The organism is Methylomonas sp. Uni0009 (assembly GCF_054188105.3).
Map to the genome: position 1 here is coordinate 35,615 of NZ_JBTAFN010000001.1, position 12,602 is coordinate 48,216.

The 12,602-nt window shown below is 52.9% G+C and carries 13 protein-coding genes; 5 read left to right on the plus strand and 8 right to left on the minus strand.

Going from position 1 to position 12,602, the window contains the following annotated elements; all coding sequences use genetic code 11:
- Window positions 1-77: 77 nt before the first annotated feature.
- Complete coding sequence (locus ACWAU0_RS00195; protein WP_458137994.1) at window positions 78-815, minus strand: peptide MFS transporter; 738 nt, start codon at window positions 813-815, stop codon at window positions 78-80.
- A gap of 269 nt (window positions 816-1,084) precedes the next feature.
- On the opposite strand from ACWAU0_RS00195, the gene ACWAU0_RS00200 reads away from it, so the two are divergent.
- Both ACWAU0_RS00200 and ACWAU0_RS00205 read left to right on the plus strand, forming a co-directional pair.
- Window positions 1,085-2,827 (plus strand): NAD-dependent malic enzyme, encoded by a 1,743-nt coding sequence (locus tag ACWAU0_RS00200; protein WP_458137995.1) that lies wholly within the window; start codon window positions 1,085-1,087, stop codon window positions 2,825-2,827.
- Window positions 2,828-2,870: 43 nt separating this feature from the next.
- Complete coding sequence (locus tag ACWAU0_RS00205; RefSeq protein WP_445366491.1) at window positions 2,871-3,383, plus strand: YgjV family protein; 513 nt, start codon at window positions 2,871-2,873, stop codon at window positions 3,381-3,383.
- A gap of 57 nt (window positions 3,384-3,440) precedes the next feature.
- Here the strand turns inward: ACWAU0_RS00205 and ACWAU0_RS00210 are convergent, their stop codons facing one another.
- The 6 genes from ACWAU0_RS00210 to ACWAU0_RS00235 form a co-directional block, all read right to left on the minus strand.
- The gene (locus ACWAU0_RS00210) at window positions 3,441-4,058 is read right to left on the minus strand and encodes a hypothetical protein (RefSeq protein ID WP_458137996.1); all 618 of its coding nucleotides are present in this window, start codon (window positions 4,056-4,058) and stop codon (window positions 3,441-3,443) included.
- A gap of 56 nt (window positions 4,059-4,114) precedes the next feature.
- Window positions 4,115-4,450 carry a DUF1508 domain-containing protein gene (locus tag ACWAU0_RS00215; RefSeq protein ID WP_033158946.1) on the minus strand — a complete coding sequence of 112 codons (336 nt, stop codon included), beginning with the start codon at window positions 4,448-4,450 and terminating at the stop codon, window positions 4,115-4,117.
- Window positions 4,451-4,931: 481 nt separating this feature from the next.
- Window positions 4,932-5,549: a TIGR04282 family arsenosugar biosynthesis glycosyltransferase gene (locus ACWAU0_RS00220; RefSeq protein ID WP_458137997.1), complete on the minus strand. Its 618-nt coding sequence runs from the start codon at window positions 5,547-5,549 to the stop codon at window positions 4,932-4,934.
- 3 nt (window positions 5,550-5,552) lie between these two features.
- On the minus strand, window positions 5,553-7,703 hold the full coding sequence (locus tag ACWAU0_RS00225; RefSeq protein WP_458137998.1) for a dihydrolipoyl dehydrogenase family protein: 2,151 nt from the start codon (window positions 7,701-7,703) through the stop codon (window positions 5,553-5,555).
- 33 nt (window positions 7,704-7,736) lie between these two features.
- The gene (gene arsS / locus ACWAU0_RS00230) at window positions 7,737-8,699 is read right to left on the minus strand and encodes an arsenosugar biosynthesis radical SAM (seleno)protein ArsS (RefSeq protein ID WP_458137999.1); all 963 of its coding nucleotides are present in this window, start codon (window positions 8,697-8,699) and stop codon (window positions 7,737-7,739) included.
- Between the two features lie 2 nt (window positions 8,700-8,701).
- Window positions 8,702-9,397: a DUF3047 domain-containing protein gene (locus tag ACWAU0_RS00235; protein WP_458138000.1), complete on the minus strand. Its 696-nt coding sequence runs from the start codon at window positions 9,395-9,397 to the stop codon at window positions 8,702-8,704.
- A gap of 157 nt (window positions 9,398-9,554) precedes the next feature.
- Here ACWAU0_RS00235 and ACWAU0_RS00240 point away from each other — a divergent pair, with 157 nt between their 5' ends.
- The 3 genes from ACWAU0_RS00240 to ACWAU0_RS00250 all read left to right on the plus strand — a co-directional run bounded on the left by ACWAU0_RS00240 (window position 9,555) and on the right by ACWAU0_RS00250 (window position 12,322).
- On the plus strand, window positions 9,555-10,304 hold the full coding sequence (locus ACWAU0_RS00240; RefSeq protein WP_129871393.1) for an IS5 family transposase: 750 nt from the start codon (window positions 9,555-9,557) through the stop codon (window positions 10,302-10,304).
- Between the two features lie 183 nt (window positions 10,305-10,487).
- Window positions 10,488-11,588 (plus strand): tRNA epoxyqueuosine(34) reductase QueG, encoded by a 1,101-nt coding sequence (gene queG / locus ACWAU0_RS00245; protein WP_458138001.1) that lies wholly within the window; start codon window positions 10,488-10,490, stop codon window positions 11,586-11,588.
- A 212-nt stretch (window positions 11,589-11,800) separates the two neighbouring features.
- Window positions 11,801-12,322: a putative metalloprotease CJM1_0395 family protein gene (locus ACWAU0_RS00250; protein WP_458138002.1), complete on the plus strand. Its 522-nt coding sequence runs from the start codon at window positions 11,801-11,803 to the stop codon at window positions 12,320-12,322.
- Here the strand turns inward: ACWAU0_RS00250 and ACWAU0_RS00255 are convergent, their stop codons facing one another.
- A complete protein-coding gene (locus ACWAU0_RS00255) occupies window positions 12,323-12,592 on the minus strand; it encodes a PilZ domain-containing protein (RefSeq protein WP_020482610.1) in 270 nt (89 codons plus the stop codon).
- Window positions 12,593-12,602: the final 10 nt, after the last annotated feature.

Sequence of the window (12,602 nt, forward strand, 5' to 3'; positions counted from 1 at the left end):
GAAACTCGATGTCATGACCGATTTCAACTCGAAAAAATCACGAACATCGTGGGTAAGGGGAAATATCGGCGGGTTTTTCACCAGCCTGCTAGGGCCTGCCACTCCTTGATAGTCAGCGGCTCAGGCTTGATCACGTCAGCCGCCGGTTTAACAAATTGATTCGCACCCAGATATTTTTGCCCAAACAAATACACCAGCAAACCCAACAACATCCCAACGCCGGCGGCGCCGAAACCGTAATGCCAGCCGTAGCGTTGCCCCAAGGTGCCGCAGATCAACGGCGAGAAAAAGGCGCCTAAGTTGATTCCCATGTAGAAAATCGTAAACGCGCCGTCGCGGCGTGGGTCGCCGGGCGCATATAAACTGCCGACCTGCGTCGAAATATTGGGCTTGAAACAGCCGTTACCTAAAATCAAAAACAGCAGTGCCAACAGGAAAAACGCTTCGACAGCCATCAAAAAATGGCCGATAGCCATCAACACGCAGCCGATTATCACGCATTTGCGCGGCCCCAACACCCGGTCCGCCAAAATGCCGCCGAACAGCGGGGTGAAGTACACCAAGCCGGTATATAAACCGTAAATCTGCGAGGCCAGGGCTTGCGTGGATAAAGGCCCGAAAAAGGCTTCCAAACCAGTCCGTAGCATCGCAAATCCGAATACCAAGGTATCGGTTTGCGCGGCTCGAATTAAATGCTGGGTCATATACAACACCAGCAAAGCGCGCATGCCGTAATAGGAAAAGCGCTCCCACATTTCAGTGAAAAACAGCACGTACAAGCCGATGGGATGACCAAACAGAGTTTTTTGATTCACGTAGGAAAAGTGTTGTTAAGTTTCTTTGCTAAGCCTGCTGAACATCATCTCACAAGCGCCAATCTGGGGCATTTTTGCGGTAAACACTCAGTAATTGCACCGCCTTGAAACACGGCAACTATAAGCGACAAAAAAAGTGCCGATTCAGCGTGTTTTCGGCTACCGCATCGCCGATTAGGCTGTTATAAAGGGAACACGCGCCATCGTTTGTGCTATTCGAGCTCCTGGTTCGCCCTGGGATTTCGATTAAATATTTTCAAGGAAACTTAATGACAACGCTAAGCGATTATTTCGACTACCGGCTAGATGCCGACGGTAATAAATATGTAGAGGTTTCGATTCGGGGCGTGACCTTACTCAGGCTACCGGCCACCAATAAAGGCACGGCGTTTAGTGTGCAGGAACGTATCGAACTGGGCTTGGATGGCATGCTGCCGCCGCAAGTCACGGATATGGCTCAGCAACTAGACCGCTTGTATGTCAATTATCAAAAACAAGCGAACGATATTTCCAAGTATCAATTTCTCCGGGCTCTGCAGGACCGTAACGAGGTGCTGTTTTACGCGCTGTTGGAGCAGCATCTGGACGAAATGGTGCCTGTCGTCTACACCCCGACCATAGGCTTGGCGGTGCAACAATTCAGTTCCAACTTCACCAGCACGCGCGGTTTGACTTTTTCGGCAGCCAACATAGACCGGGCCGAAACCATTTTACAAAACTACCCGTTACACGATATTCGTATGATTGTGGTGACCGATTCTTCGTCGATTTTGGGTATCGGCGACCAAGGTATGGGCGGTTTGGCGATTTGCATCGGCAAACTGGGGCTGTATACCGTCGGCGGCGGCATGTGCCCGTTTCAAACCTTGCCGGTCAATCTGGATGTGGGCACCAACCGCAACGAATTGCTGAACGATCCGTTCTATTTGGGCGCGCATAGCAAGCGCTTGCACGACCAGCCTTATTTCGAATTGGTCGATAAATTTGTTAACGCGGTACAAACAGTCTGGCCCAAAGCCATTATCCAATGGGAAGATTTTGCGAAAAACATCGCCTTCGATTTGTTGGCCAAATACAAAGACCTGCTGCCCTGTTTTAACGACGACATCCAGGGCACCGGAGCGATGGCCTTGGCCGGCCTGCTCTCGGCTTGCCATAAAAAAGGCGAAACCCTCGCAGAACAAACCGTAGTGGTGGTGGGCGCCGGTGCCGGCGGATTCGGCGTGGCCAGTACCATTAAAAAAGGCATGCTGCGCGAAGGTTTAACCATGGAGCAAATTTTGCAGCGGATTTTCGTGGTCGACGCGCATGGTCTGGTGGTCAAGGAAGCTACGACCGAGGCCTACAAATTACCGCTATCGCATACTCAGGAAAGTTATCACGACTGGGATATTCCGGATGATAGAGTGCCCAACCTACTGGAGGTGGTCACTCACGCCAAACCGACCGTATTGCTCGGACTCACCGGTGTGCCGGGTTTGTTCACCGAGAGTGTGATTAAAACCATGGCGGCGAACCACGCTCAGCCGATTATTTTCCCTTTATCCAACCCCACCGCCAATTGCGAAGCCACGCCGGAAGACATCTTGGCGTGGACGCAAGGCTCGGCTATGGTCGCGACCGGCAGCCCATTCGCCGACGTAGAATATCAAGGCCGGCGTTATCCGATTGGGCAGGGCAATAATGCCTTTATTTTTCCGGGCTTGGGCTTTGCCGCGGTGCTAGGCGAGTGCAGCCGGATTAGCGACGCAATGGTCTTGGAGTCTGCCTATGCTTTGGCCGACTACATCGTGGAGAAATGTTCGGCTGCAGATCTGATTTTCCCGCCGGTGGGCGATCTGAAGCAAGTCAGTTTATTTGTGGCTAATCGGGTATTGGCTAAAGCACTGGAAGACGGCTCCGCGACCCGGCAGGATTTAGTGGGCATCGATCTGGAGGCTTACGTTAAAGCCAATCTCTGGAAAGCCGAGTATCTACCGTTCAAATATGCCGGGGCAACGGCAACGCATTAATCGAATTTCCCCGCTTACAAAGCTCAGCGGCAAGGCTTAGCGCTTGCAACTGGATTTGAATCTGCTGCATCTCGCCTACCTGATTGGCGGGATTGGTATTCTGGTGGAATGGCGGGCTTATTGTTTGCCGGATGGCTTAGCGTTTCGGCGTTGGTCCGCAGCCGGGGCCGTGCTGTGGGCCGCTCAATACCTGTTGCTGGATGCCTGGACCGCTGGTTTGACCATGGCCAGTACCGCCCTGCGCACCCTGCTGTCCAGCCGTTTGCAGAAAGGTGTGCACAAACACTGGACGGCGGCGAGCTTCGTGGCTTTGTTTAGCGGGCTTACGGCATGCTCTTGGCAAGGCCCTGTCTCTTTATTGCCGGCCTTTGCCGTGATCAACACCACACTGGCTCTGTTTTACCTGAACAATCGCCACATGCGCGTTGCGCTGTTGGCTTCCAGTCTTGCATGGATAAGCAACGATTACATCTGGCAGGCCTGGCCGGCATTGGTGGCCGAGACCGTGGCGATGGGCATTAATCTGCGGACGATACGCAAGCTGTTTGCCCAATAACAACGCACCCCTTAAATATGCCGTCCCCTACCCCATAACGGCGTTTCTGAAATGGCTTTATGCCGTTTCAGTCTGCCCAACGGGTTCTTCCAGGACTATCCAGTTATTTTCAAGCAAGGCGCAATACGGGCGTAGCGCGGCCATCAGCGTTTGATAAATAGTGAATGCATCGGTTGGGTCTTTTTGCTTAAGCTCGGCGACTTCGGTCAGAAATCGATACAGCATTTTTACCAAATTCTCGATGGACATCGCCAGCCAGGCATCATTGGTTATCCATTTATCGATAAACTCATCCAGGCGCGCAAAGGTCAGTTTTAGCAGCGGATAAGCGGTTTGAGTTTCCTTAAATTCCCGGAGCAGCATGTAATCTAGGTAAGCCCGCTCCGATGCCACCCGTGGCCGGTTGGTGATACTGAGGTAAGTGGCTTTGTGGTGGGCATAGGCAGCATCGAATTTTTCGCAAAATTCGGTTTCGGTGGTCATCGCCAGCCAAGTCTGCAAACTCGCGGTACTTACGCCGTAACACTCCTTGATGGAATTTGCCATTTTGTCGAATTGCTCGATGAATGCCGGCTTGGCCAGTTCGCCTTTAATCAGATTTTCAATCGCCACCAGTTCGCTTGCAGTAACGCATACCGTGGCCAATTCTCGAACAATTTTTAGCTCGACACCCATATTGTCTTTACCTATTTTCGCTATGTAAAAATTAAAGCCGCGCTTTCAGCCCAAGTTTACAGTGTCAGATCGACGATTTCGGCAACGCAGGCATTGTCTTTAACCGTGTGCAGCGCATTGTCGAATACCATGTTTGAATTAAATAAAACGCTTTTGACAATGATGGCACCGGCCGCATCTTTAATCACAAAAAAAGTATCGCCTTCAGGAACCTTGCTGGCGGCAATCTGGTTGCTCATTAAGGAGCCGGTTCGCACTTCTTTAATGCCCTGGAGAGCTTCTTCTTTGTTGTCGTAATCGCCGCTGATCAGAATCAGCTCGCCCTTACTGTTCACAAAAGAAAAGGAATACTGATTGTCATCGTTGGTTTTAAGTTGAAAAGTGGCTGGCATATTCTGTCCCGGAAGTTAACAGTTGAATGGAAGTTCATCGCCGATCAAATTTCAATCTCCCGACTACAGAAGAGCCAAAGCGTGACCGGCAGAGGCTATAAATCCAAAAGCAAGCGTTATGCCAATAAAAAATCCTTAAAAATCAGCCAGAAACAGCTCAGCAGGTGTTCAATTGTCGGTTTTGCTACACGACATTGGGCGATCTGATAGCCAGTGAACCGTTCTCATCAAGTAGCGGCCAATTCGCTTTGCAGCCTATGCCTGAATGCCGACAAATCCTGCTCGGCAATATTGCGAATCAAGTTGGGTTCCGCTCATAATTTTTCCTGATTTCAGCTGGCGCCCAAGAGATCGTCATTCCGGCAGGGATTGCCCGAATCCAGGCTTCAGGGATGATTCGAAGCCCACCATCCATGGCACTGGATACCCGCTTCCATGCGGGTATGACGCATAGCTGAAGATCTTGCTAGTCATGCAATTTTTACATAGCGGAATAGCGCAGCCAGTCGGAGTAAGTATCTACGTCCCATTGGCTATCCAGTTCGTAAAGGTTCAAACCGATGTCTTTTGCCCGGCTGCGCGTGGTGGCCATGACCTGGTCATGGCCCCAGCTCATGTCGCTGAACAGTCTCGGTTGTGTTTCGTTTAAGCCGATCATCACATAACCGCCGTCGTCGGCTGGTGCGATAACCGCATCATGACCTTCGCGTAACAACGCCAATGCGCGAAGCAGATCGTCAGAGGTCAAACTGGGGCAATCGCAACCCATCAGCAAGGCATGGCGGTATCGGCCCAACGCATCACCAAATGCGCGGTGCATGCGTTCACCCAAGTCGGCGCCGTGTTGCACCTTCAATGTCAGCGGAAAACGCCGCGCACAATCCTGAAAAAAATCATGGTTGGCGTCCGGCGCGCAGTGCAGTTCAACCGCACACAAAGGCTGCTGGAAGGCGCGATCCAGGGTCATATAAGTCAGTTGCCGGTGTGCTGCGGCAGCCTGTTCGGCATTTAAGGCTGGTTGCAATCGGGTTTTGACTTGGCCGGGGATCGGTGCTTTGCAAAAAATTAGCAGCACGCTGTCGGGGAAAAGTGTTTGCATGGCTTAAACCCGGCGCCGCCAGGCATGATAACGGCCCAGCCATTCCAACACTCGCTTGGGAGCATGATTGCGTTTCCAGACGCCCGCCACATATTTATTGGCTTCGGCCAGGGTTGGGTAGATATGAATGGTGCCGAGGATTTTATTCAAACCAATGTTGTGTTTCATCGCCAGCACGAACTCGGCCAGCAAATCCCCAGCATGCTCACCGACGATAGTGACGCCGAGAATCTTGTCCTTACCCGGTACAGTCAGCACTTTGACGAAGCCATGGGCTTCGCCGTCGGCAATCGCCCGGTCCAGATCGGCCATGGCGTAGGTCGAAACCTCGTACGCAATACCTTGGCTTTGCGCATCCTGCTCGTTCAAACCAACGCGCGCCACTTCCGGTTCGGTAAAGGTCGACCAGGGGATCACCGAATAATCGGTACGAAATTTCTTGAATTGGCCAAACAAGGCGTTGACCGCTGCATACCAGGCCTGATGCGCGGCGGTGTGGGTAAATTGATACGGCCCTGCCACGTCGCCGACGGCGAAGATATTAGGATAATTGGTTTGCTGAAAGGCGTTGGTTCCCAGGGTAAGGCGGGGCGACAAGGCAAGGCCCAGTTCCTCGACGCCATAGCCTGTCACGTTGGCGGTGCGGCCAATGGCGATCAACACTTTGTCGAACGGGATTCTGACGATTTGCCCTTCAGTTTCCGCCAGTAGAATGTGTTCGCCGTTTTCGACGATGAATTCCCTGGCGGTGTGATTGACGTTGACCACCACGCCTTCTGCCTGAAAACGGGCATGGACGATGTCTGATACCTCCGGATCTTCGCGTAGCATCAGGCGCGGGGCCATTTCCACCTGCGTGACTTGACTACCTAGACGATTAAAGGTTTGCGCCAGTTCACAGCCAAGCGGCCCGCCGCCCAGCACCAGCAAGCGCTTGGGTAATTCGCGCAAGTTCCAGATGTTATCCGAGGTTAGGTAATCGATATTTTTTAGTCCTGGGATCGGCGGCACAAACGGTCGGGCGCCGACGGCGATGACGATAGCGCGGCCGGATATGGTTTTGACGCCGTCGGCTGACGTGACTTCCACCGCCCAGGGCGAGACGATTTTGGCACTGCCTTCGATCACTTCCACACCCAGCGCGGTATAACGCTCCACAGAATCGTGCGGCGCTATCGTTTCGATCACCCGCTGCACCCGCGCCATCGCTTCAGCGAAATCGAACTCGGCTTCGGCTTTGGCAATGCCGAATTCCTTGGCGCGCTTGATTTGCGACAACAGCTTGGCCGAGCGAATCAGCGCCTTCGACGGCACGCAACCGGTGTTCAGGCAGTCGCCGCCCATTTTGTGCTTTTCGATCAACGTGACTTTGGCTTTGACGGCTGCGGCGATATAAGCCGATACCAAGCCGCCGGCACCCGCGCCGATCACCACCAGGTTGTTGTCGAAACGGTCGGGTTTAGTCCAGCCGGCGTAGACTTTGCGTTGTTGAACGACTTCGAGCATTTTTTTTGCTCCCAATGGAAACATGCCGAGTAAGACAAACGAACCGAGCAAGGCTGGAGACAGGATGCCGGAGAGTGAATCGATTTTCGCCAACTGGGTGCCGGCATTGACATAAACCAGTGTGCCGGCCAGCATCCCAACTTGGCTGACCCAGTAAAAGGTGCGGGTCTTGATCGGCGTCAACCCCATCGCCAAATTGATCATGAAAAACGGAAACAACGGCACCAGACGCAAGGTAAATAAATAGAATGCGCCATCACGGCTCAGGCCGTCGTCGATGGTTTGCAAGCGGTTGCCGAAGCGGGATTTGACCCAGTCGCGCAACAAAAAACGCGCAGCCAGAAACGCCAGCGTCGCGCCGATACTGGAAGCAAACGAGACGATCAGTGTCCCCCATAACAAACCAAACACCGCGCCGCCGGCCAACGTCAATATCGTCGCCCCTGGCAGCGACAATGCAGTGACCGCGATATACAACGCGGCATATAGAGCAAGTGCCATTAGCGGATTGCTTTGGCGATAGTCAGCTATCACTGCTTGCTGTAGTTTTAGGTTGTCCAGGCTCAGGTAATGCTCGAGATCAAAGCCGAAAAACAGCCCGAGCAATCCCGCGATTACCAGTAGCAAGGCGATTCTTGATGGGGTCATGCGGTAGTCGCATCGAGTGGCCATATCCTTGGATTAGCCTAAAGCCCCGCCGCAACTGCTGCCCTGGCCGGCCGTGCAACCGTAACAATGGGCGGCGGTGGCGATGGGGGCGGCTTGCAGTTGGTCCAGTCGCAACTCGCTGATATGGGTTTGGGGGTTGGCTGCAGCGCCCAAGGGCAAACCCAGCATCTGGTTGAAATCGCAATCGTAGACATAGCCTTGCCAGTCGATGCTGAGGGTATTCAGGCACATCAGGTTTTCAAGGTTGTCGGCCCGAAAACTGTCTTTCAGTAATGCCAGATAGGATTCGAAACAGCCGAGACTGACCAAGGTGCTGCCGAAGCGCTGAATCGGCATATTGGCGATGGCAAACAGGCGGTTGAAGAAGATGCCGTAATGTTGCTGCAAATGCTGTTTATAAGCCCGTTCCAGATTATGTTGATCGGGCGGCAATACTGCCTCTTGCGGGTTGAACACCAGATTCAATTCCAGTCCGCTGTCCGGCTGGCCATAACCCAGCCGATTCAAACGCTGCAAGGCCGCCAGGCTGTCTTTGAACACGCCTTTGCCGCGTTGTTTGTCGACATTTTCTTCCAGATAACACGGCAGAGAGGCGACGATCTTGACCTGCTGCGCGGCCAGAAACGCGGCGAGATCGGCGTATTCAGGTTCTTCCAGAATGGTCAGATTGCAACGGTCGATCACCGCTATGCCACGATCCAGCGCGGCTCGCACCAAATAGCGAAAATCCGGATGCATTTCCGGCGCGCCGCCTGTCAGATCCAGCGTGTGAATGTTAGCGGCGTCGGCCAGCGCCAATATTTCATCGATAGTCTCCCGACTCATCATTTCGGTACGTTTGGGGCCGGCGTTGACATGGCAATGCACACAACTCAAGTTGCACCGATAGCCCAGATTGATTTGCAAAATCTCCAACGGCTTGCGAAAAATGGCCGGAAAGTCGCTGTTGGCCAATAATGGTTTGGTGTCGTGCATGCTTAATCCTTGGAAAACCAGATGTCGCCATACACAGCAAGAACTTGGCCGCCGCTGTTGTCGGTATCGGTCATGATGGCGACGGCATCGATAGCGGTGATGTCTTCACCGAATAGTTGTTTGAAGTCGGCCCGCACATTTCGTTTTTCGTGTTCCCAGACATTCAACGGTGCCTCCTGATCGCGTAAAGCCATCATCATCGCATGATCGCCGGCAAAAGCATTCGGCCAGACGCTATCCCGTTTGCTGTTGCCGGCCCAGACATAATTAACAGCCTTAGTTTGCCAAAACGCCAGCCCGCCTTTGACCACCACATAAAGCCTCGCCGCGTAATCGTCGCCAGCCTTGCTTTGCTCGTTCAAGCCGGACAAACGATTGCCGATGCGCCACGACCAGTTCAGGAATGGCGTTTGGGTTAGATCGATGCGTTGTTCTTTGAATAGGCCGGAACCGGCGGCGTGGCTATCGGCCACCAGTGCCGTCACGCCGTCGATTGCTTGCAATCGGTATTGGGTTTCGCCTTTGAAGCTTTTATGTTCCCAACCGTCCAGACGATTCTGCCTAAACTCGCCGATAGGCAGTTTGTTATCAGCAAGCACTGGGTGATGCGGCAACCACATAGCCAGACACAGCAATAGTTTATGCTTCACTATTGTCCATGTGGCACTGGTATGCGCCGGATACAGGGGACTTGTCATAATCGGTCGTCCAAGTTTTGCTTGATAAGGATGTCGCACTTTTCCTGTCGATCATAAAACGCCCCGCTTAGGGGCTGTTGCCATTTTGTCATAATCCCTTTGAAAATCGATTGGCGAGCCATATTGATTGAGTTTTCAATCAAACGATAACTAGCGAATGCCACGCCAACTGCTTACAGATACCCACTGGGAAAAGCTAAAAACGATTATGTTGAGTTTCAGCATTTACGACAAACCCGGTCTTCGGCAAACGGTCGAAGGGATTTTTTATCGCTTGCGTGTTGGCTGCCCTTGGCGAGACTTGCCCGTCGCTTTTGGCAAGTGGAATGCCGTGTACAAGCGCTTCAATGCCTGGTCACTGCAAGAAAAGCTGAGGGGTATCTTTCAAGCGCTAGTGATTGAGCCTGATTTGGAATGGCTATTTATTGATGGCAGCATTATTAAAGCCCATCAACACAGTAGCGGCGGCGCCCATGAAAATCCAACAGCCATCGGGAAATCGGTCGCAGGCAACACGACCAAAATCCATATGGCGGTTGATGCCGGTGGACTTCCCATCCAGTTCTCGATTACGGGGGGCGAAGTACATGACTGCAAAGAAGCGCCGGAATTTGTGGCCAAGCTCCCCCAGGCGGGCTACATGATTGCAGACAAAGGGTATGACAGCGAGCCGTTACGGATTCAAATTCGAGACCAAGGCACAGTCCCCATCATCCCAAGAAAACAAAATTCAATAGTCGGGAATGAGGAAATGGACTGGTGTCTCTATAAATATCGCCACCTCGTTGAAAACGTATTTGCGCGACTGAAACATTTTAGAGCTATTGCCACCCGATATGACAAACTAAAACGCAATTTTGAAGGTGCTATCGCCCTGGCTTGTGCATTTATATGGTTACCGATGTGAAACGGCAACAGCCCCTAGCTTTTCTACGTAATCCTTCGTGACTGGCAGGGATTTCTTACCAGTAACTTGAACAGCTTAACGGTTGATCTTCATGGTTGATACGGTTAGCTTATCAAGCTATCCGCGAGCCATTCCTTACCAGGCCACGACAACCTCCCCTACTATTTCCCAAGGTTCCGTAAATTGCACACGCCTTTAACCACAGCCGAAGATCTTAACGCACTTGTCCAACGTATCAAGCACTGGGGCGAGGAGTTGGGCTTTCAGCAGATAGGCATCAGCGGCACGGACTTGAATACCGCCGAAAAGTATCTGCACAACTGGCTTGATAAAGGCTTTAACGGCGAGATGCAATACATGGCCGCACACGGTTTGAAACGCAGCCGGCCGGTATTATTGCAGGAAGGCACGCGCAGTATTATCTCGGCGCGGATGGATTATTTGCCGGAACCTGCGGCAACCAGCAAACAATTATTGGAAGACCCGGCCGCCGCCTTCGTATCGCGGTATGCCTTAGGACGCGATTATCACAAGCTGCTGCGGAATAGATTGCAAAAACTGGCGGACAAAATCGCCGAGGAGATTGGCCCGTTCGGTTATCGGGCTTTTGTGGATAGCGCGCCGGTGTTGGAAAAAGCTATCGCCGAGAAAGCCGGCTTGGGCTGGATAGGCAAGCACAGCAACCTGATCAATCGCCGGGCTGGCTCCTGGTTTTTTCTCGGGGAAATTTATACCGATCTGGCATTACCTAGCGATCAGCCCGTCAGCAACCACTGCGGACAATGCCGGGCTTGTCTGGACATTTGCCCGACGCAAGCCATCGTCGGCCCGTATCAGGTTGATGCGCGCCGTTGCGTGTCGTATTTAACTATCGAATTGCACGGCAGCATTCCAGTGGAATTGCGACCCTTGCTGGGTAATCGAATTTACGGTTGCGATGATTGCCAACTGGTGTGCCCGTGGAACCGCTTCGCCAAACTCAGCGCAGAAAGCGATTTTAAACCCCGCCATCGCTTGGACCAGGCGACTTTGCTTGAATTGTTTGCCTGGGCAGAAGCCGAATTTCTGCAAAAAACCGAAGGCTCGGCGATTCGCCGCATCGGCCATCAGCGTTGGCTGCGCAATATTGCCGTGGCACTGGGTAATGGCAAAGCCACTGATGCGGCTAAGACGGCATTGGCCGGCAGATTGAGTGATGAATCGGAGATGGTGCGCGAGCATACACAATGGGCTTTGCAGAAATTGGACAGTTTGCACATTGAACCGGAACTTCCGACAATTTAGAAGCGTCTTTCCCAGTGCAAGCCGGAGCGGAGTGCCATTAACAAACGGGATTGGTAGTTGCGGGAATCGCGAGTAAAAGGGATTTAATCAGCCAGACTGCGATAATCGCCCTACCGCGAAAACTCAGGCTAAAAATGCTTTGGTTACTTGAACTCGCATGAAGTCAAGGTGTATTCTTAGAGCCAGTTAACACAATCCGTTCGAGGCCCAACATGCTGGTCACCGCCTCTTCCCATCAAACTTCGCTATATCGGCTGACCGGTCGCAATCTAGCCGCGAGCGGCGAACAGGCGCCTGTCGAACCTATCGCCCAAACTGCGAAAAGCGCAAACGCCCAATCCGGCCAATACAGTCCGGAACAGCTAAGCCAAATTGCCGAGCTTAAAGCCCGCGACCAGGAAGTTCGGGCGCACGAGCAAGCTCATTTAAGTGCCGCCGGCGGTATCGCCGCGAGTGGTGCTCGTTTTACGTTTGTGACGGGGCCGGATGGTCAACGTTACGCCACCGGCGGTGAAGTGAATATTGATGTCTCAGAGGTTGCTGGCGATCCGGAAGCGACTCTGCGCAAAGCCGAGACTATCCGCCGTGCCGCATTAGCGCCAGCCAGTCCCTCAGGCCCGGATCAAAGCATCGCCGCCAAGGCAGCGGCAATGGCTAATAAAGCCCGCGGAGAATTGTTGAATTCGCAAAAGCAACCCAGCCGTAACGGCGAGCTCCTCGACCTGACCGCCTGATCAACGCGGCGCAAACTCCAGACCAAACCCCACGTCCGGCTCTACCCGCACTACAATCGCAGTTTGTATCGGCGCATCGTCGAATTCGGTAGTTTGCACTTCCACTAGCGCGCCTATTGGCGGGATTAATTCGTTGGCACAGAGTAAAAACAATCCAGTCTCGGAAAAGTCCCGCATATCCACCACGACCGCTTCAGCCGATGCCGGCACCGTCATCCTGATTTTGGCACGGTGCTTTAGGCGCGGGTGCCTGCGCTTGTTATCAATCACGAATTCTCCT